This window comes from Lysinibacillus sp. FSL M8-0337 (assembly GCF_038593855.1).
Lineage (GTDB): Bacteria > Bacillota > Bacilli > Bacillales_A > Planococcaceae > Lysinibacillus > Lysinibacillus sphaericus_D.
This window is the reverse complement of the sequence record NZ_CP151996.1, coordinates 3150071-3167244: the sequence shown is the minus strand read 5'-3', so window position 1 is coordinate 3167244 and position 17174 is coordinate 3150071. Positions and strand designations below refer to the sequence as shown.

Sequence of the window (17174 nt, the reverse complement as noted above, 5' to 3'; positions counted from 1 at the left end):
GATGGATGAACTATTAGAACAATTTAAGGAACATATTCGAGAGGACGGTGAAGGAGATGCTTCACTGTCCTTTTATTTAAGAAATGCCAGGAGATATGTAAAAACTGCAACAGGTGCCGAACAAGAATATTTGGTACTAATGGTTGCAGGAATTATGTATGAATACCGTGTTGCAGATGATGAATTGCAAAAAGCACTTGACGCCATCACACCTTTTATTGTTCAGGAGGCTTATAGCGATGCCGAAACACCAAGCTAATAAACTGACAAAGAGAATTAGTATTTGGGGTAATGTGGAGGTCGAAAATCGGCTAGAAGAAACGACTTATAAATTTGAAGAAATCAAAAAGATTTGGTCCGAAATTATTCCACAGACAGGATCGCTTCAAAAACAAGTAGCTGATACCATTCTCACAAATGTTACGCATAAAATTAAGGTGCGATATACAGCTGGGCATGACATCACAAAAGAAATGAAAATTAAATTTAAAAATCATACTTTCGAAATCAAATATATTATTGATCCTTATTTTGAAAACAAATGGCTAGAAATCTTTGTCCAGGAGGTGTTGCAATGAGTATTCAAATGGATGGACTCACTCAATTTCAGAAAGATTTATTTGATGTTGCAACCAAGGAACTGCCAAAAGAAGCTCCAAAGTTAATGCGTAAAATTGGCAACAAAGCTAAATCAAAAGTGGCAAAAAAAGCGCGTAGCCTAGTGAAGAAAAAGAACAACATCTACCATAAAAAATGGAAACGAGGAAAAGTCTTTATAGGCTATCGTGGCGAGTTGGTTGTCCGTGTAATTAACTCAGCACCACATGCACATTTGGTTGAGGATGGTCACTGGATGGTAGACCATGAAGGTAATAAAACAGGCGATTTTGTTCATGGGAAAAAACCACTTGATAAGGGTATGCGAGAATTTGAAACGTCAGGTGATGTTGAAAAGGAAACAGTGAAATGGCTAGATGATTTGTTGAGGAAAAAGAAACTATGATTACATTTGAAAATATTAGAACAACAGTGGCCAGGAACTTAAAAGCAAATTTTGAAGGTCTGAAAGTAACTAGTGAATCAGTAAAGAAAGGCTTCAAACGTCCATCTTTTAAAGTTGAACTTGATAATGTGAAGCGTGAGGGCTATTTAACACAAGTTGAAAAGTCTTGCACGGTTCGCATTTTTTATTTTCCTACAGATGAAAATGATAATGCAATTGAATTGCTAGATGTTCAAGAAGCACTTGGTAATTTATTTGACCTTAAATTTTCTGTAGGAGATCGCCATTTAGATATAGTCGAACCAAACTTTGATGAGATAGATGGTGTATTGCAATTTGAATTTGACCTACAATTCTTTGACGGCCGTGAATACGGTGAGGGAAGTTCAAGTTCAAATACTGATATTGAGGATGAAATTAAAAACGGGAAAGAATGGTATGAGAAACATCCAATTGAGCTTATGGGTGAGTTGGATGACGAGGAAGGGGATTAAACAATGGGCCTACCACAAATTATTATTGAGTTTAATGGGAAAGCCGTTACAGCTATTAAGCGTAGCCAGCTTGGAATTGTTGCATTGATACTAAAAGACGACGTGCAAACGGCTGATACAGTAACGTATAAAAGCATAGAGGAAGTAAAAACCGATGCATGGTCAGCAGAAAACTTAGATTACATTCAAAAAACTTTCATGGGTACACCAAGTAAAGTCATTATTGAACGCTTGGCAACAACTGCAGTTGATTATAATGCCGCATTAACACGCTTAAACAATAAGCGATTTAACTACTTGGCCATTCCAGGTATCGAAGACAAAGACACAACAATTATTGCAACTTGGATTAAGACTAAACGTGACAATAATAAGAAAACATTTAAGGCAGTTTTACCAAACTGTGATGCAGATCATGAAGGAATCATTAATTTCACAACAACAGGAATTAAAGTTGGCGAGAAGGATTATACAACTGCAGAATACACAGCGCGGATTGCTGGCATCCTGGCAGGGTTGCCATTTACACGTTCATCTACTTATTACGAGTTGAATGAAATAGATGTTATTACAGATATCGAAGATCCTGACACAGCTGTCGATAATGGTGAGCTAATACTTATTAACGATGGTGAAAACATTAAAATCGGACGAGGTGTTAACAGTCTGACAACAACAACGGGCAAAAAAACAGAAGACTTTAAATCAATCCGTGTTATGGAAGTACAGGACTTAATAAAAGACGATATTCGCACCACATTTGATAAAAATTACATCGGTAAACACAACAACACCTACGATAATCAAGTGTTGTTTATCCGTTCAATTAATGCTTACTATGATGGCTTAGAAGGAGAGGAAATTCTTGATCCGAACTATGACAACAAAGCTGAAATAAATGTACAAAAACAACGCTCTGCGTGGGAGTCAACTGGTGTAGATACTACGGATTGGGATGACCAAAAAGTAAAAGAAATGTCCTTTAAAAAGAATGTATTCTTAGGCAGCAACATTAAGATTGTAGACGCTATCGAGGACTTAGATATGGATATTGCAATTTAAGGAGGGATTGACACATGGGTAAATTAAAATCTAATCGCGTAATTAATGGCACATTCGGCAGCGTATGGGTTAATAACGAAAAATGGCTTGATGTTGAGGAATTTGAAGCTAAAGTAACTATTGATTATGAAGATATCAACATGGCCGAAGATTTGGCTACGCATAAGAAAATGACAGGCTGGACAGGTGAAGGGAATTTAAAAGCGAAAAAAGTATATAGTCGCGGAGCAAACTTACTAGCAGAGGCAGTTAAAAAAGGTATAGTTCCCGAGATAAATATGGTTGGTAAATTAGCAGATCCTGACGCATTCGGTACAGAGCGAATTGCTATTGGTGAAGTTACATTTAGTGAATTCATGCTTATGCAATTCGCACAAAAAACAATTGGTACAGAGGAATTACCTTTTAGTTTTGCAGATTACGATCTTATTGATTCAATTACAGCTTAAAACAATCGGAGGGAAATTAGAATGAGTGAAACAACTAAAAAACGATTAACAGTTACAGATTTGATGAAGGAAAAGGAAAAATTTCAAACAAAAAATGACGAAGTTGCAGTAGTTTTGGTTGAGCGTTTAAATGCAGAAGTGGTTATTCGTAAACCTGAAAAATCATTGTGTGTCGATGCATTACGAATGACTCGGGATAAAAACAATGATACAGATGCCGATGTGTACATGGTGTATAACACTATGACAGAACCTGACTTGAAGAATAAGGAGCTACAAAAAGAATTTGGTTGTGTACTACCCACTGATATTGTAGAAAAAATCTTTGAAGCTGGAGAAATAGCAAGTCTATCAGAAATGGCATTTGATTTAGCTAAGTACAAAGATGGTGGCGTTACAATTGTAAAAAACTAATTGATAGTGATGATGATTTTTATTTTCTTCATCACTATGTTCAAAAGGGCCGCAAACTTGATGAATTGTTAAATTTACCTTATGACGAGAAGTTGTTCATGACAGCAAGTTTGGATAAGGAACTAGAGGAAAGAAACAAATATGTAAAAGCTGGAGCGATGGTAACAGTACCGTTCTAGCTTTTTTCTTTTGTAAAGGCGGTGAGGAATTGGCGAATAGGGTTATATCGGCAGTTCTTACATTACAAGATCGTGATTTTTCCAGTAATTTAAGGCGGGCCGGTGATCGAGCAGATGATTTTGGTCGGGGTGTTGTAAGAGTAGGTAATCAGATTCAACGCTTTGGACAAGGGGCAACTAGAGTTTTTAAATCAGTAGCAATGGGCGCTGGTGCTTTGGGTGCAACTGGAATCGCTGCATTTGGCGCAAGTGTTGCAAAATCGATAGTTGATACAGATGGAGCTTTCAAACGCTTAGAAGCACGTACAGGAGCAACAGGCGCTGAATTAAAAGGCCTTGAAAATGTGGCCAAAGATGTGTTCAAAGCAGGGTTTGGTGAAAACATGGATCAAGTAGCTGATGATGTTTCTACTTTAAGTGCTATGTTTAAAAATTTAAAAGGAGATTCATTAACAGAGGTAGCCAAAGGAGCTGCAACTATTTCACAAGCTTGGGGATCTGAATCGAAAGAAGTAGGTAGAGCTGTCCAAGCAATGACCAACAATTTTAATGGGTTAGGAGAAAATAAAGCATTAGATTTAATGACTTTTGCATTCCAAAAAACTGGTGATTATTCAGACGACCTACTTGATACGTTTAGCGAATACAGTATGCATTTTAGTAAGCTAGGACTGAGCGCTGAAGAATTTACAGGAATCTTAATTCGAGGTGCTGAAAATGGTGCATTCAACATGGATTTTGTGGCAGATGGTGTTAAAGAGTTAGGTATTCGTGTTATTGATGAATCTAAGACAACAGCAGAAGGTTTCAAAGCAATAGGTTTTAATGCAGAGGAAATGGCCAAAAAATTCGCAACAGGCGGTGAAGAAGCTAATACGGCATTTCAGGCTACAATTGCAGGTTTAGCAGCAATGAAGAATCCTATTGAAAGAAATGCCGCAGGTGTAGCATTATTTGGTACTAAATGGGAAGATGTGCGCGAAGATGTTATTTTATCAATGGCTGATTCAGCAGCAGCCGTTGAAGGTTTCGAAGGAGCAACAGGACGAGCAGCCGATGCACTACAAAGTAGCTTTAAATCGAAATTAACACAGTCATGGCGAGAGTTGCAGACCGGTATAGCCGATGTTGTAAACGGTGCAGGCGCACAAGAATTTTTACAAGGAGTTGCTCAAAAAGCTGATGAATTAGTACCGAAAATTCAAGGTATTGTGGAAAAGGCTTTTGAATTTGGTAATACAGTGAGAGAGAACTGGGGACCAATTAAAGAAACGCTCATTGGAGTGAGCACAGCAGCTGGTGTACTAGCGGTTGGAATGGGCACTTTAAAAGTGATTACTACTGTTACCACGATGGTGCAAGGCTTTAAAACAGCTATGGGACTTGCAACAGCAGGACAATGGGCAATGAACACGGCAATGCTTGCTAGTCCACTTACTTGGGTAGTAATCGGAATTGCAGCAGTAGTTGCTGCAGGTGTTTTACTATATCGAAATTGGGATGTTGTAAAACAAAAAGCAAGTGAATTGTGGCAAAGATTACTCGATAATCCAATGCTAGCACTTGTAGCTGGTCCAATCGGAGCACTCATTGCTGCAGGAATCACGCTATATCAAAATTGGGACAAGGTTCGCGCTGGTTGGGATACAACGTGGAACACTATTAAAAGCGCGGCTGGAAGTGGTGTTAATTTTGTTATCGATAAGCTCAATGGGCTTATTAAGGTAATTAATAAAATCCCTGGTGTAAACATCCCCATTGTCCCTAAAGTCAGTTGGGGAGATGTAAAAACGGGTGTGGACAGTATTAATAAAGCCTCAGCGGGTGGTAAAGTACCGCAGTATGATGTTGGTTCTAACCGTATTGAGGAGGATCACCTAGCACAAATCCATAAAGGCGAAATGATTATTCCAGCTCGACAAGCTGAACGTGTACGTGCTGCAGGTGGGAATATTGATAACATAGATAAAATGGTTCAACCGTCACCTGTTGCTGTAGCGACGCCTACAACTACAGGAAGTACCCCTCAGCCCGCAACTGCAAATAACAGCAATGTACAGGTAATTATTGAAAACTTAAATGCTAAAGGTGTTACAGCAATGGAAGTGGCGAATGAACTTGTGCCATTACTACAATTAAGATTGGCCAATTTATAGGGAGGTTGAATAGATGGATATTTTTTTAAGTACAATGGACCGCAAGCAGATTATTCAACTTCCTATAGTGCCAGCTGAATTTAAAATTCCTAGCCCTGTGAATAATGAAGTTTTCACTACGATTAATCAAGGTGACATTAAATTACTTGGTCGTAGAGGCTTGAAATCTCTTACGATTGATTCTTTTTTTCCTTCAAAGGTGTATCCATTTTCACGAAACAATAAATATTTTGGGTGGGAGTATTACGAGATCATTGAGGGCTGGATAGACAAAAGAATGCCGATTCGACTGATTATGTCCAATACTCCTATTAATATGCTAGTGACGATTGAAAACTTTGAGTCAGGGCTACAAGATGGTTCAGGTGATGTTTATTATTCGTTGGCTCTATCAGAATTTAAAGAGATTATTTTAGAAACAAAGAAGGTGAAATGATGGCTCATGAACTATGGCTAATTAAAGGTGATACCATGACAAATATTACACCTTTGCTTGGCACATTAACCTGGCGTAGCAACATGGAGGAATTAGGGGACGAAATTAATTTTAGTATCGCTTTTACTGATACAAATTACTTCCCTGTGAATCCATGTGATATTGGTGATATGGTGGCTCTATACAACAATGGTAAGGAAATAACGCGAGCTATTATTGTGGACGAGTTGAAAAATGGAAGATCACCAATTGCATACGCTGCCTTTGATTATGCCTTTTACTTAAATAAATCTACAGCTGTATATCAGTTTAATAAATTGTCTGCAGACGCTTGTATCAAGAAAATAGCTAAAGATTTTAATATCCAAATAGGTAACATCGTATCTATTCCCAAAGCCATTACGGAAATATTCAATGATAAAAAAGTAAGCGAAATTATCAAAGACATTCTAACGACTGCAGAACAATCATTAGGCGTAAAATATCTCATGGAAATGCGCCAGGGCAAACTATACATCGAAAAACAAAGTGATGTAGTAGTAACCGGTACATTTCGATTATTTGAAGGTGGTCCACAATATGATATTCATTCAGCGCTTATGAACCCTTCTAAAAGGCGTAGCATTACAGAAATGGCTAATACAATTCAGGTTGTTGGTAACAATGACAAAGTAGTTTTAACCAAGTCTGATAATAAAATGGCTGAGAAGTATGGCCGTATTACTAAAGTGATAAAGCTAGATCAAAATGAAAAGAAAAGCGCTAAACAGGTGGCTGAAAATGAATTAAAGCAGTTATCAAAAGTGTCAGAAGAAAATAGCGTTGATTTGATGGGCCATGATGATTTTAGAGCAGGCCGTCTATTCGCACTAGAAGAACCAACTACAGGCATTAAGGGTACTTTCTTGATTAAAGATGTATTGCATACGATTAGCAAAGGCATACACACAATGAAACCTACGTTAGAGGTGAAGTAAATGGATCCTATTACAACTTTAGCAAGGATGTTAAAAGAAAATGAAAATCCTAAGCAAGTGTCAATGTCTACAGGCATTGTTATTTCGCCACCTCCTAGTGCTCAAATACGGTTAAATGAAACCGTCATTCTTAGTAATAGTCAATTAGTTTTTGCTGCTCATGTCCTTGAAGATTATGAACGTGAAATTGAGCTAGAGGGTGATATTCGATTTACAGATAATCAACTTCAATCATTTGAAGCGAAAGAAGTGAAATCTAAAACAAAAGACACGCTAAAAGAAGGTGACGAGGTAATATTGTTACCAACTGCAGATGAACAGCTTTATTTTGTTGTAGGTAGGGCGGTGAGGTTCGAATAATGTTACCTAAGATTGCTCAACTAGAATTTAATACGCAAGAAATTGAAACGGACTTACCTCCACTTGGTAAGTCTTTTTTGTATGACTTTGATAAAGGTGATTTTGTCTTTAAAAATGGAAAAATGATTGAGATTCATGGCTTGGAAACCTTAAAGCAATGGATTTTAAAAGTGTTAAAGACTGAGCGCTTTCGCTTTAGGATTTATAAAGATATTCCTTATGGCGTGACATTAGAGGATTTAATAGGTTCTAGCCTACCACGTGCCTTTATTGAAGCAGAAATTAAACGCGAGGTTACAGCTTCATTGTTAGAACATACACACATTCAAGAGATTCAGGAATGGCAGTTTAGCCATGATGGAAAATGGATGCGGATAAAATTTAGAGTCGTCACGGTAGAAGGTGCATTCGAAATTGACGAGCCAATAAAGAAGGTGGCAGCGTAGATGGAAGATGAAAAAATCATTCATGATCGAATGATGACCAATATTAGCAATGATTACGATAAGTCTAAAGGTAACTTTGTTTATGATGTGACAAAGCCGGTGGCCGTAGAATTTGCTGGACAACAAAAGAAAATTGCTGCAGTACAAGAAAAACTGGATGTTGAAAAATTAACCGGTGACGAGCTTACTCGATTTGTTTATCAACGCACAGGAATTAGCCGTAAACCTGCTACACAAGCAACAACAACCGTCATTGTTTCGGGTACAGCTGGCACACTTGTAAAAGTTGGCGAGTTAGTTGGTACAGACACAATTTTATACACAGTCCTTGAAGAAGCTGTTCTAAATGAAAGTGGTTTTGCTCATGTTCGAGTGCAATGTAATGAGTTTGGCCAAATAGGAAACGTGCCAGCGAACACCATTATAAATTTCCCTGCATCTATCAATGGTTTGGTGAATGTGTACAATCCTGATGCTGTTGTTGATGGTTACGATGAGGAAACAGATTATGATTTACGCCAACGCTATTACGATAAGTTACAGCGTCCAGGTAAAGCCGGAAACAAATATCAATATCGTGAATGGGCATTAGAAGTAACAGGTGTTGGTGATGCGAAAGTATTTCCGCGCTATAATGGTCCACTGACAATGAAAGTGGTCGTGATCGATGCGAACAAATTACCCGCAACGAGCGAATTAATTGAAGATGTAAAAATGCATATTGAAATAGAAATGCCGTTTGGCGTTGAGGATTTGCTTGTTAAATCTGCAGAAGCGTTATTAATTAATCTGTCAGTAGCCTTATCATTAATGCCTGGTTACACAGAGGAAGTAGTCAAAACAAATATTAAAAAGAACATTACAACGCATTTGAAAGAGATAGCTTTTAAAACATCATTTGTAAGCTATGCAAAGGTTGGGGCGCTCATTATTGATAGTGATGGTGTTTTAGATTATCAGAATCTATTAATCAATGGATCAACTGCTAATGTGGTTATTCCTGATGATGGGGTGCCAGTAATGGGAGGTATTAATGAATGAATCACATGACAGTGTATTTAAAAAATAAAGTTCTAACGGACAATTTACGAACAACGCCAGTCTTTGTTGCCTTGTTCAATGGAGACATTGAAGTAACTACAGCAAGCTACTCACGACAACTAGGCGTATTTGCATCACCTACAGATGGCCAAACATCCAACAGCGCTGATATTCTGTTTCCTATTGCTGCAGAGTCATGGGGAGATATTACGCACATTGGGATTCTTGATGCTAAAACAGGTGGTAATTTGCTGTTTAAATCGCAAGCAGAGTTTACGAAAAACATCGATATATCTAGCCAATACAAGATTCCTAAAAACTATTTAATTGTCCGATTGAGGTAGGTGATAAACCATGCATGCAATACCACAATCTGAATGGGGCCAAGTGTCAGTGTTTACCTGGGGCGATCTAACACCGCACCAATGGGAGTGCTTTAGACTTGCCTTGATGATTACTGAAACAGAGCTACAGACGCAAGGTGTTTCAATTGCTTCAACCGGTGCAACAAATGAGGTCATCACAGAGCAGATTACCCAAGGTGTTAAGGTGGTTCAATCACCTATTATCATGCAGACAAGAGCTGAAATGATTACAAGTATTGTTGTTTCCACAAAAGATTATCTATCGGACATGATGAAGTATTTACCTTTGTATGAGCGTAAATCCAATACCTTTAGAACGATACTTACAGCCGATGATCGGGAGCTTCGAAATACAGAACAACAGCTTGAAATTGTAAATAGAAACATTTTTATCGATACGGCCATTGAAGCCTTGCCTATTTATGAACGTGATCTTGGCATTAAACCAAATAACACACTACGCTATGACCAACGTAGGGAACAGATTTCTTCAAGAAATCGAGCAAGCTTTGACCAAACGACTAAAGAGACAATTAAAGCCGTAGCTTCTGCTTATAGTAATGGTGAAGTAGACATTAACCCAACAAATATACCTGGCGTATATGAAATCAAATTTGTTGGTACAAAGGGCATTCCTGATAACTTGGAAGGTCTTATACAAGCAATTGAAATCATTGTGCCAGCACATTTAGAGTTCGGTTATGCGTATACCTTCAACGTTTGGGAATTTGTCAGCAATAGAACCTGGGGAAGTGTAACAAACATGACCTGGGATGAAATTAAGATATATGAAAATGAGGTGAGCTAATGGAACATACACCCAATTTGGGTTTAAAGAAGCCCGGATCAACAGACAACGTATTAATCACAGACATTAATGAAAATATGGATGTCTTGGATGCTGCAATTAGTGAACTAAAGGAAGGGACAGCATCTATTCCCGATTTAGAGACCGTTGATAAAACATTGGCTGGAGCAATTAATGAGGTCAAGCAAGAATCAAGCACAGTGAAACAAGAACTTGATACACATTCGGGAAATATGGCTAAACATAATCAGTTTGTAAATGGTGCTAATAAAAAGATACAAGTAGTGTTAGGGTGGAACGATACATTAAATTGTCCAACTATGGAATACGTGGAGGTAGCTGAATAATGCCTTATAATATGCCAAGTTATGAAAAGCAACAAGAAATTAAAACTACAGTCGATGATATTAAAAATACTACTAATTTAACAAAAACAAGTGTAGACCAAGTTAAGCAAGATGTAGCTAACGCAAATACAAAACTAGATAAATTAGGTAATACAGGTGGAACTGCAATTTTCGATACTAATGGAAGCTACAGTTGGACGTGCCCAGATGGTGTCAGAAAAGTGTGGTTAACCATTTTCGGTGGCGGAGGTGGCGGCGGAGGTGGAGGTGCAACTACCGCGTCCGTTGGCGGAGGTGGAGGTGCTTACATTTATCGCTTGGCAACAAACGTAGTGCCTGGTAACGGATATCCTATAGTAGTAGGTAATGGCGGAAGTGGCGCGCCATCTATGGGTGCTTCTCAGTCAGTAAATGCTGGCGCAGGCGGCACGTCATCTGCAATGGGATTTAGTTGTTTAGGAGGTTGGGGGGCGCAATATATAGCTGGGTCACAAAACCATCTTCCCGGTAGAGGTGGCTCATCCACTAGTTGGTATTCTGTAAGGGGCGCAGACGGCGGTAATGATAGCTTTTTCGCAAACGCAGGTAGGCCATATGGCAACCCTCAAGGTGGAGCTGCAACTGGTGGAGGTGGTGGCTATCAAGCTGGCGGCGACGGTGGCGGAGGTATAGGTGGCGCAGGTGCGGGCGGCGGAGGTGGTATCGCGAACCAATCTGGCGGAAATGGCGGCAAAGGATTAGTAATCATTGAATGGTAGGAGGCAAACAAATGCGACGTTATGCACAAATTGTAGACAATAAAGCTTATTGGATTTTTGAGGAAGTGAAAAGACCACCTTATCCTGATGATTTACTCTTTATTGATATTACAGGACGTAATGATATTCAAGAAGGTTGGGATTACAATAGTGAAACAGGAGAGTTCACAGCTCCTGTCATTCCAGAGCCAACACCAATCGAACCACAGCCAACAGTTGAAGAAATGCAGGCACAAACATTATTAAACACTGAATACCTAGTATCACGTAGTGAGCTAGGATTGGGAGGAAACTAAAATGACAGTATATGAATTATGTAAGTTTTTAATTGAGCGTAAACGTTATGAGCAGGCTGCTATGCAGAATAAAGTGAATGTTTTTTACGCTAATAACCAATTGAAAGATGATGAATATACACAGCTACTAACAGAAATAGACGCACAACAAACGCAAGCATAGGCTTAGCGTTATTTTTATGCCTTCCACTTTGTGGAGGGCTTTTATTATGGAAAAAGGAAGTGTTGTAATGGAATTAACAGCTATCGTAGGTGTGCTAAGTGCTTTGTTTGGGATGCTTTTCACATACCTCGCATTTTTGAAAAACAGAGATAAAGACGTGCAACAAAGTGCTGCAGAATCAGCCGTTATCAGTACGAAATTAGATTCTATTAATAACGGTGTAGAAAACATACGAGTTGACATGAAAGTCGAGCAAAAGGCGCGTATGGACTTATCAGAACGTGTTACACGCGTTGAAGAATCAAGTAAGCAAGCGCACAAACGAATCGATGAATTGGGGGATAAAGTGTATGAAAATTAATTGGAAAGTACGTTTACAACATAAGCAATTTTGGGTGTCATTAATTGCATTACTTATTGTGCTCGCTAATCAAATTGCGGGCATTTTTTATGTTGATATTACGATTTATAATGCACAAATTACTGCTCTTTCAGAGACGGTATTAAGTATTTTAGGATTGCTTGGTATTATCATCGACCCTACAACAAAAGGGGCGTCAGATAGCACGCAGGCAATGGATTATGACAAACCTAAGGACGGTGGACAATAATGGTTGTAACTCGTAAAAAATTAGTACCTGACGTACAAGCGAACAAGGTTACTTATGGAAAAGGAAACGCTAAAAAGTTTATCGTTGTTCATGAAACAGATAATACACGTTCCGGAGCAGATGCAGACGCGCACGCACGTTTACAATACAATGGTAATAGTCGTTCAGCTTCCTGGCATTATACTGTGGACGACAAAGAAGCTGTACAATCTTTTGAACATGCTTGGAGATGTTGGGCAGCAGGAAGCACGACAGGTAATAATCAAGGTATACAAGTAGAGGTTTGCGTAAATGGTGATGGTAACTATCCAAAGGCAATGCAAAATGCTGCAGAGTTAGTTGCCAAAATCATGAAGGATGAAAACATTCCAATTAGTAATGTTGTTCAGCACAATTATTTTAGCGGCAAAAATTGCCCTCGAAATGTACGTGAAGGTAAAATTACATGGTCACAATTTATTACAATGGTTAAAAATGCAAGTGGTAATGTACAGCAACAAAAACCAGTTAGCGATAATAATAAATACCGTGTACTTACTGGCACATACGCCACACGACAAGCTGCCGAAAATGTCTTAGATGTATTAAAACATCGTTTCGGATGGGTTGCGTATAGTGAGCAAGATGGTGTTAAATGGCGTGTTAAAACAGGTACATTTACTGGAATGGCTGCAGCACAAGCGGGAGCTAGTAAAATTAAAACAGCTAAGTTAGCCCAGGTAACAAATATTGTAGCTGAATGATTTAAAGCCCAGGTACTCAATTAATTTTGAGCCTGGGCTTTTTTTAATCTATTCATTGTCTTTTATTTTTACTTCTGATCCAAACCACATTTTCATTAATGAAGACGTTATTAACCATGCCCCATGTGATTTTTTTATTAATCCTGCCTCAAATGCTGCTTGAAATTTCGCATCATCTTTCGCAATAGTGCGGATTCGACTATGTATTGTATCATTACTTATACCCCATCTTTCAGAAGCTTCTGGAATAGTCATGACATCATTTAGTGTAAACATATTAATCACCCTCTATATCCCTAATAATTGTTTTTTCTTCGCGTCAAATTCTTCTTGCGTTAATATCCCATCATCCAATAAGTCTTTCAATTCACGAATTTCATCGGCAACATCAAACATATCCTTTTTCTCTTTAGCTGCAGGAGCAGATGATGTTTTGGCCATTGTTTTTAAGTTCTCAATACCTGCTTTAATTTCAAGTGCAATATGCGCTGGTACATCGTCAATGATTGCTTTGTTTCCAGTAGATACGATTTCAATCTTTGAGTAAACAAGCTTATTAGAAATGTTAATGCTGCTAATCGAGGATAAAGGGATGCTTCTTTCATCATTTGAAACAATACCTTTGATTTCATGTAAGATAATACGTTTGTCTGTTACATAAAGCTGTTTTGTACCTTTTACAGATGCACATACAGCAAGTAGTGTTTCACCTTGATCTGTGAGCTTATCATCAAACATTTGAATCTGTTTAGACATTGCTTTCTTCTTTCCAAAGCCTGCAAATTTTATTGTTTCTGCTATTGTATCCATGTAATCGCTCCTTACAGATAATTGTAATTTCATTCTATAGAAAATCTTACCAATAGTACATATAAAAAAACAGACAACCAATTAGTTATCTGTTACTTAAAATTTGCGTCCATCCTCTAAAACAAAATGAGCCTCATATTTTGCATCTAATGCGTTTGCGATTTCCTCTAATTCATTTTCACTAAAATTATCTCTCTTTAGCTTATTAGAAATATTGGATTGGGAAGTGCCTAACATTTCAGCCAGTTTACCAGCTGTTACATCTCTTTCAACCATTAACAACTTAATTTTCTTTGCCATGCTCATGTTTTTACACCACCTCAATAATTATTGTTACCACTATTATATCTTATAAATACACTGAAATAAAATATAATTTCACTTTTTAGTGTAATTTTATTTACATTTTCATTAGTGTGGGATATATTATTATCAAAGAGTGTAATTTTTACACTTTTAAGTGAAAGCGAGGTGAAAACGATGGCATTTGAATACTTAGCTCAATATATAACATTCGAATCAGTAGCAGATATGGATAAGAGTGTGGAGGATCACATGGCGGCTCATTATTACGATTTAACAGAATCAGAGCGTGCCATCGTTTATAAACTTGCTTCTCACAGTTTGGAACATACTGGAGCATGTCATTTAAAAGCTTCTACAATTGCTGATGCATTGGAGATCAGTACCAAGACAGTTTATCGAAGTGTTAAAAAATTAGAGTCATTAGGCATCATTGAAAAAGTACCAGGAACGAAATTAAACGGCATCAAAGGGGCTAGTATTTATCGCATTTTACCTTATGTCCCATCGAGCGTGTCCCAACGAATGACATCCGATGAAGCTAGTAATGACGAGGTTTGTCGTCCACAATCTGAAAACCAACCATCTAATTCATTTAATCTTTTAAGTTCTAAACAAGCAAATAATATTATGAGTCTTGGTAATGAATTGGCTTTGCATGCAGAAAAGAAAAAAGAGTATATGAATGAGTATCAAGTTATGCTGTTCGATTTCATGAATAGTTTGCCGTTAGCTGATAACTTGAAAGATGAATTGCACAAGGTTGTATTGGCTACACAGGTTCAAAGTGTATCTGACTTCATTAAAGCTAAAAATGTTCTATTCAAAATTGCTATGGATATTAAAGAAGGTACGTTAACTGTAGCAAGTACATTAAGAGCCGTATTTGTAGGGGCGTATAGAAAGGCTGTAGAGCGTTCAAATAATAGGTTATATAAATCACACTCTATAGAAGAAACTCCATATAAAGAACGTCCAGTGCCTTTTTACAATTGGTTAAATGAACGTGATAACAGTACACAAATATGTAGTAAACCCAATTTAGAAAATTGGTTAGAATGGTGATCGCTATGAACTATAGGGGAAAGAAAAAGGGGTTTAGTCAATTTGGAGTTCATAGCGATTCCCCCTTACAGACTTCATCATTTACTTATCTGGAATGTTTTAAACAACAAATTATTTATAGAGAGGTGAATAGTATATGTCTCATTTCGAATACATGGAACAACAAGGGCAATTAACGATATTTGATTTAATGGACCAATATGAAGAAATGCAATTTAAAAAGCTTTCCATTAATGTTAATAAGCCTGTTGATAAAAAGAAGTATATAGAATCTCGTGTAAGAGTGTATATTGTGCGAAGATAGGAAAAAGACCACCTTTTTAGGGGCGGTCTGTGGTAACAATTTTGGTAACAAGTTATTTGATTTATTGAGCAAGTATATTTAATGACTTCTATACAAAATGCAATAAATAGGCATATTAGATATTTTAAATCATATAAAATATATGAATGGTAGACGACAGCAGTCTCGTCTTTTTTTATGTTGATTTTGATAGGTTGAAGGAAGAGGTGATGAACGTATGAAAATAGTTAGTCATGTAATTAGAAAACAAGTAGTGCGTGCAATGCTAATTGGTGGTATTGTTGGGCTTTTTGGTGTAGCGATTTTTTTAGGGGTTCTCCAAGCTAGTACCCAATTTTCTTTAAAAAAGGAAAGTGAAGTAGCGAACAATAAAACCGAAACCGAGGCAGAATCTGCAACAATTCCGACAACAGGCGGTACTGCAAACTCAACTATGTTTTTTGCAAGTCAAGCGGGCGTATTTTCGAATTATGCAAGTGCAAGTGCCTTTGTCTCTGAACATCCGTCATTGCAAGAAAGTGCAATTGTAGAAGTAGAGGGCAAGTTTTATGTATGGACAAGTATAGTGAACGAAGAAAGTGAGTTAGTGTTTCTAAAGGACCCACCAACATTTAAAAAAGTGTTTAGTGTTAGTGGTGAAAGTTGCAAGGAGGCGACAATTGCTGAAGTGATAAAAGTATTAGCTGATAAAAATACGACAAAATTAAATTTTAAAGAGGTAACAAAGGATTCCACTCTTCCTGCTGATTGGCAAAGTATTGGCAAGGCAGCAACCTCTATTTCTAGTGATTTAAGTATCGTACGTCTTCAAATTTTTGCACATTATAAGTCTAAAAATGCTTGTCTTCAAACGAAATTTTAAGTCGAATCGTTAGCTATATGAGCGTTATCTTGATTTTTTGAAAATTTTCAAAAACCGTATTCTCCGTTATGATAGAGAGAAGGAGGAATGGTGAAATCATGTTTGAAAGAAATCATAAATTAGTACTTGCTTCTGCTTCACCACGACGAAAGGAACTGCTTGCTATGTTGGACCTTCCGTTTGAAATTGTAACAAGTGATGTAGAAGAGACAAGTGTAAAAGCAACAACCATGCAGGATTATGTAACAGGTGTGGCACTGCTAAAAACACGAGATGTAGCTAAGAAAGTGCCAGCAGCAACGATTATTGGCGCAGATACAATCGTCGTTTTTAACAATGAGTTACTGCATAAGCCAAAAACACGGGAGGAAGCTATTTCACACTTATCTCGTTTATCAGGCAAGCGTCATGCGGTGATGACAGCAGTTGCCATCATTGAACCGAATGGTATAGAAACAACATTTGTAGAAGAAACAGCAGTTGTATTCCATACTTTATCTCAGGAGCTTATAGAAGCCTATGTAGCATCTGGAGACCCTTATGATAAGGCGGGCGGTTATGGTATTCAAACAGCTGGAACCCTTTTAGTTGAACGAATTGAAGGAGATTACAACAATGTTGTAGGCTTACCACTTGCAGCGTTGTTTGCGCAATTGATAGCGAAGCATATTATTCAATTTGCGAAGGAGTGAAGCTATTGCCAACCGATGTTTTACCAAAAA

The 17174-nt window shown here is 37.7% G+C and carries 29 protein-coding genes; 26 read left to right on the top strand and 3 right to left on the bottom strand.

All coding sequences use genetic code 11. From position 1 onward, the window contains the following. Position 1 precedes the first annotated feature (1 nt). The 22 genes from MKY08_RS15285 (at position 2) to MKY08_RS15180 (ending at position 13108) form a co-directional block, all read left to right on the top strand. Complete coding sequence (locus MKY08_RS15285; protein ID WP_069508546.1) at positions 2–259, top strand: head-tail connector protein; 258 nt, start codon at positions 2–4, stop codon at positions 257–259. Next, the gene (locus MKY08_RS15280) at positions 240–578 is read left to right on the top strand and encodes a phage head closure protein (protein WP_069508544.1); all 339 of its coding nucleotides are present in this window, start codon (positions 240–242) and stop codon (positions 576–578) included. Before MKY08_RS15285 ends, MKY08_RS15280 begins: the two co-directional genes overlap by 20 nt. Beyond that, positions 575–1003 carry an HK97 gp10 family phage protein gene (locus tag MKY08_RS15275; RefSeq protein WP_069508542.1) on the top strand — a complete coding sequence of 143 codons (429 nt, stop codon included), beginning with the start codon at positions 575–577 and terminating at the stop codon, positions 1001–1003. The genes MKY08_RS15280 and MKY08_RS15275 overlap by 4 nt, the downstream gene beginning before the upstream one ends. After that, positions 1000–1497, top strand: a complete 498-nt coding sequence (locus MKY08_RS15270) for a DUF6838 family protein (protein ID WP_069508540.1) — start codon at positions 1000–1002, stop codon at positions 1495–1497. Before MKY08_RS15275 ends, MKY08_RS15270 begins: the two co-directional genes overlap by 4 nt. A gap of 3 nt (positions 1498–1500) precedes the next feature. Next, positions 1501–2559 (top strand): phage tail sheath C-terminal domain-containing protein, encoded by a 1059-nt coding sequence (locus tag MKY08_RS15265; protein ID WP_069508538.1) that lies wholly within the window; start codon positions 1501–1503, stop codon positions 2557–2559. A 14-nt stretch (positions 2560–2573) separates the two neighbouring features. Beyond that, complete coding sequence (locus tag MKY08_RS15260; protein ID WP_025218465.1) at positions 2574–3008, top strand: phage tail tube protein; 435 nt, start codon at positions 2574–2576, stop codon at positions 3006–3008. 21 nt (positions 3009–3029) lie between these two features. After that, complete coding sequence (locus MKY08_RS15255; RefSeq protein ID WP_025218466.1) at positions 3030–3422, top strand: hypothetical protein; 393 nt, start codon at positions 3030–3032, stop codon at positions 3420–3422. A 208-nt stretch (positions 3423–3630) separates the two neighbouring features. Next, positions 3631–5757, top strand: coding sequence for a phage tail tape measure protein (locus MKY08_RS15250; protein WP_069508536.1), 2127 nt, complete (start codon positions 3631–3633; stop codon positions 5755–5757). 13 nt (positions 5758–5770) lie between these two features. Next, positions 5771–6193 carry a hypothetical protein gene (locus tag MKY08_RS15245; RefSeq protein WP_069508535.1) on the top strand — a complete coding sequence of 141 codons (423 nt, stop codon included), beginning with the start codon at positions 5771–5773 and terminating at the stop codon, positions 6191–6193. Beyond that, positions 6193–7170 (top strand): hypothetical protein, encoded by a 978-nt coding sequence (locus MKY08_RS15240; protein ID WP_069508533.1) that lies wholly within the window; start codon positions 6193–6195, stop codon positions 7168–7170. The genes MKY08_RS15245 and MKY08_RS15240 overlap by 1 nt, the downstream gene beginning before the upstream one ends. Then, on the top strand, positions 7171–7530 hold the full coding sequence (locus tag MKY08_RS15235; protein ID WP_069508532.1) for a DUF2577 domain-containing protein: 360 nt from the start codon (positions 7171–7173) through the stop codon (positions 7528–7530). It abuts the gene before it with no gap. After that, positions 7530–7976, top strand: coding sequence for a DUF2634 domain-containing protein (locus tag MKY08_RS15230; RefSeq protein ID WP_051147789.1), 447 nt, complete (start codon positions 7530–7532; stop codon positions 7974–7976). Before MKY08_RS15235 ends, MKY08_RS15230 begins: the two co-directional genes overlap by 1 nt. Continuing rightward, the gene (locus MKY08_RS15225; protein WP_069508530.1) at positions 7977–9017 is read left to right on the top strand and encodes a baseplate J/gp47 family protein; all 1041 of its coding nucleotides are present in this window, start codon (positions 7977–7979) and stop codon (positions 9015–9017) included. It begins immediately after the preceding gene. After that, positions 9014–9361, top strand: coding sequence for a hypothetical protein (locus MKY08_RS15220; RefSeq protein ID WP_069508528.1), 348 nt, complete (start codon positions 9014–9016; stop codon positions 9359–9361). The genes MKY08_RS15225 and MKY08_RS15220 overlap by 4 nt, the downstream gene beginning before the upstream one ends. A 10-nt stretch (positions 9362–9371) precedes the next feature. After that, complete coding sequence (locus MKY08_RS15215; protein ID WP_081327846.1) at positions 9372–10190, top strand: putative phage tail protein; 819 nt, start codon at positions 9372–9374, stop codon at positions 10188–10190. Beyond that, positions 10190–10537 (top strand): hypothetical protein, encoded by a 348-nt coding sequence (locus MKY08_RS15210; RefSeq protein WP_069508526.1) that lies wholly within the window; start codon positions 10190–10192, stop codon positions 10535–10537. Before MKY08_RS15215 ends, MKY08_RS15210 begins: the two co-directional genes overlap by 1 nt. Further along, the gene (locus MKY08_RS15205) at positions 10537–11295 is read left to right on the top strand and encodes a hypothetical protein (protein ID WP_342533750.1); all 759 of its coding nucleotides are present in this window, start codon (positions 10537–10539) and stop codon (positions 11293–11295) included. The genes MKY08_RS15210 and MKY08_RS15205 overlap by 1 nt, the downstream gene beginning before the upstream one ends. Before the next feature lie 11 nt (positions 11296–11306). Continuing rightward, positions 11307–11591, top strand: a complete 285-nt coding sequence (locus MKY08_RS15200) for a hypothetical protein (protein WP_069512202.1) — start codon at positions 11307–11309, stop codon at positions 11589–11591. A gap of 1 nt (position 11592) precedes the next feature. Next, entirely contained in the window at positions 11593–11754 is a 162-nt protein-coding gene (locus MKY08_RS15195; protein ID WP_176723199.1) for a hypothetical protein, read from the top strand. 46 nt (positions 11755–11800) lie between these two features. Further along, the gene (locus MKY08_RS15190) at positions 11801–12115 is read left to right on the top strand and encodes a hypothetical protein (protein ID WP_081327962.1); all 315 of its coding nucleotides are present in this window, start codon (positions 11801–11803) and stop codon (positions 12113–12115) included. Continuing rightward, on the top strand, positions 12105–12365 hold the full coding sequence (locus MKY08_RS15185) for a phage holin (protein WP_069512204.1): 261 nt from the start codon (positions 12105–12107) through the stop codon (positions 12363–12365). Before MKY08_RS15190 ends, MKY08_RS15185 begins: the two co-directional genes overlap by 11 nt. Beyond that, positions 12365–13108, top strand: a complete 744-nt coding sequence (locus MKY08_RS15180) for an N-acetylmuramoyl-L-alanine amidase (RefSeq protein ID WP_024364669.1) — start codon at positions 12365–12367, stop codon at positions 13106–13108. Before MKY08_RS15185 ends, MKY08_RS15180 begins: the two co-directional genes overlap by 1 nt. A gap of 48 nt (positions 13109–13156) precedes the next feature. On the opposite strand, the gene MKY08_RS15175 is transcribed toward MKY08_RS15180, so the two are convergent. The 3 genes from MKY08_RS15175 to MKY08_RS15165 form a co-directional block, all read right to left on the bottom strand. Continuing rightward, complete coding sequence (locus tag MKY08_RS15175; protein WP_069513289.1) at positions 13157–13384, bottom strand: helix-turn-helix domain-containing protein; 228 nt, start codon at positions 13382–13384, stop codon at positions 13157–13159. Positions 13385–13396: 12 nt separating this feature from the next. Further along, complete coding sequence (locus MKY08_RS15170) at positions 13397–13918, bottom strand: SHOCT domain-containing protein (protein ID WP_069513290.1); 522 nt, start codon at positions 13916–13918, stop codon at positions 13397–13399. Positions 13919–14014: 96 nt separating this feature from the next. Further along, complete coding sequence (locus MKY08_RS15165) at positions 14015–14224, bottom strand: helix-turn-helix transcriptional regulator (RefSeq protein ID WP_069513291.1); 210 nt, start codon at positions 14222–14224, stop codon at positions 14015–14017. A gap of 174 nt (positions 14225–14398) precedes the next feature. Between MKY08_RS15165 and MKY08_RS15160 the strand changes: the two genes are divergently transcribed. From MKY08_RS15160 to MKY08_RS15145, 4 genes are all read left to right on the top strand, one after another. Continuing rightward, positions 14399–15286, top strand: coding sequence for a helix-turn-helix domain-containing protein (locus MKY08_RS15160; RefSeq protein WP_069513292.1), 888 nt, complete (start codon positions 14399–14401; stop codon positions 15284–15286). A gap of 136 nt (positions 15287–15422) precedes the next feature. Continuing rightward, entirely contained in the window at positions 15423–15590 is a 168-nt protein-coding gene (locus tag MKY08_RS15155; protein WP_176723236.1) for a hypothetical protein, read from the top strand. A 217-nt stretch (positions 15591–15807) separates the two neighbouring features. After that, positions 15808–16452, top strand: a complete 645-nt coding sequence (locus tag MKY08_RS15150; RefSeq protein WP_069513293.1) for a hypothetical protein — start codon at positions 15808–15810, stop codon at positions 16450–16452. Positions 16453–16550: 98 nt separating this feature from the next. Beyond that, a complete protein-coding gene (locus tag MKY08_RS15145; protein ID WP_069513294.1) occupies positions 16551–17144 on the top strand; it encodes a Maf family protein in 594 nt (197 codons plus the stop codon). The last annotated feature ends 30 nt before the right edge of the window (positions 17145–17174 follow it).

What these genes read in the sequence shown, in the direction of transcription:
- MKY08_RS15265 (WP_069508538.1), top strand. Translation starts at nt 1,501, where the DNA reads ATGGGCCTACCACAAATTATTATTGAGTTTAATGGGAAAGCCGTTACA.
- MKY08_RS15270 (WP_069508540.1), top strand. Translation starts at nt 1,000, where the DNA reads ATGATTACATTTGAAAATATTAGAACAACAGTGGCCAGGAACTTAAAA.
- MKY08_RS15285 (WP_069508546.1), top strand. Translation starts at nt 2, where the DNA reads ATGGATGAACTATTAGAACAATTTAAGGAACATATTCGAGAGGACGGT.
- MKY08_RS15280 (WP_069508544.1), top strand. Translation starts at nt 240, where the DNA reads ATGCCGAAACACCAAGCTAATAAACTGACAAAGAGAATTAGTATTTGG.
- MKY08_RS15235 (WP_069508532.1), top strand. Translation starts at nt 7,171, where the DNA reads ATGGATCCTATTACAACTTTAGCAAGGATGTTAAAAGAAAATGAAAAT.
- MKY08_RS15225 (WP_069508530.1), top strand. Translation starts at nt 7,977, where the DNA reads ATGGAAGATGAAAAAATCATTCATGATCGAATGATGACCAATATTAGC.
- MKY08_RS15260 (WP_025218465.1), top strand. Translation starts at nt 2,574, where the DNA reads ATGGGTAAATTAAAATCTAATCGCGTAATTAATGGCACATTCGGCAGC.
- MKY08_RS15245 (WP_069508535.1), top strand. Translation starts at nt 5,771, where the DNA reads ATGGATATTTTTTTAAGTACAATGGACCGCAAGCAGATTATTCAACTT.
- MKY08_RS15150 (WP_069513293.1), top strand. Translation starts at nt 15,808, where the DNA reads ATGAAAATAGTTAGTCATGTAATTAGAAAACAAGTAGTGCGTGCAATG.
- MKY08_RS15195 (WP_176723199.1), top strand. Translation starts at nt 11,593, where the DNA reads ATGACAGTATATGAATTATGTAAGTTTTTAATTGAGCGTAAACGTTAT.
- MKY08_RS15145 (WP_069513294.1), top strand. Translation starts at nt 16,551, where the DNA reads ATGTTTGAAAGAAATCATAAATTAGTACTTGCTTCTGCTTCACCACGA.
- MKY08_RS15255 (WP_025218466.1), top strand. Translation starts at nt 3,030, where the DNA reads ATGAGTGAAACAACTAAAAAACGATTAACAGTTACAGATTTGATGAAG.
- MKY08_RS15170 (WP_069513290.1), bottom strand. Translation starts at nt 13,918, where the DNA reads ATGGATACAATAGCAGAAACAATAAAATTTGCAGGCTTTGGAAAGAAG.
- MKY08_RS15180 (WP_024364669.1), top strand. Translation starts at nt 12,365, where the DNA reads ATGGTTGTAACTCGTAAAAAATTAGTACCTGACGTACAAGCGAACAAG.
- MKY08_RS15210 (WP_069508526.1), top strand. Translation starts at nt 10,190, where the DNA reads ATGGAACATACACCCAATTTGGGTTTAAAGAAGCCCGGATCAACAGAC.
- MKY08_RS15205 (WP_342533750.1), top strand. Translation starts at nt 10,537, where the DNA reads ATGCCTTATAATATGCCAAGTTATGAAAAGCAACAAGAAATTAAAACT.
- MKY08_RS15230 (WP_051147789.1), top strand. Translation starts at nt 7,530, where the DNA reads ATGTTACCTAAGATTGCTCAACTAGAATTTAATACGCAAGAAATTGAA.
- MKY08_RS15185 (WP_069512204.1), top strand. Translation starts at nt 12,105, where the DNA reads ATGAAAATTAATTGGAAAGTACGTTTACAACATAAGCAATTTTGGGTG.
- MKY08_RS15200 (WP_069512202.1), top strand. Translation starts at nt 11,307, where the DNA reads ATGCGACGTTATGCACAAATTGTAGACAATAAAGCTTATTGGATTTTT.
- MKY08_RS15275 (WP_069508542.1), top strand. Translation starts at nt 575, where the DNA reads ATGAGTATTCAAATGGATGGACTCACTCAATTTCAGAAAGATTTATTT.
- MKY08_RS15215 (WP_081327846.1), top strand. Translation starts at nt 9,372, where the DNA reads ATGCATGCAATACCACAATCTGAATGGGGCCAAGTGTCAGTGTTTACC.
- MKY08_RS15160 (WP_069513292.1), top strand. Translation starts at nt 14,399, where the DNA reads ATGGCATTTGAATACTTAGCTCAATATATAACATTCGAATCAGTAGCA.
- MKY08_RS15165 (WP_069513291.1), bottom strand. Translation starts at nt 14,224, where the DNA reads ATGAGCATGGCAAAGAAAATTAAGTTGTTAATGGTTGAAAGAGATGTA.
- MKY08_RS15155 (WP_176723236.1), top strand. Translation starts at nt 15,423, where the DNA reads ATGTCTCATTTCGAATACATGGAACAACAAGGGCAATTAACGATATTT.
- MKY08_RS15175 (WP_069513289.1), bottom strand. Translation starts at nt 13,384, where the DNA reads ATGTTTACACTAAATGATGTCATGACTATTCCAGAAGCTTCTGAAAGA.
- MKY08_RS15220 (WP_069508528.1), top strand. Translation starts at nt 9,014, where the DNA reads ATGAATCACATGACAGTGTATTTAAAAAATAAAGTTCTAACGGACAAT.
- MKY08_RS15240 (WP_069508533.1), top strand. Translation starts at nt 6,193, where the DNA reads ATGGCTCATGAACTATGGCTAATTAAAGGTGATACCATGACAAATATT.
- MKY08_RS15190 (WP_081327962.1), top strand. Translation starts at nt 11,801, where the DNA reads ATGGAAAAAGGAAGTGTTGTAATGGAATTAACAGCTATCGTAGGTGTG.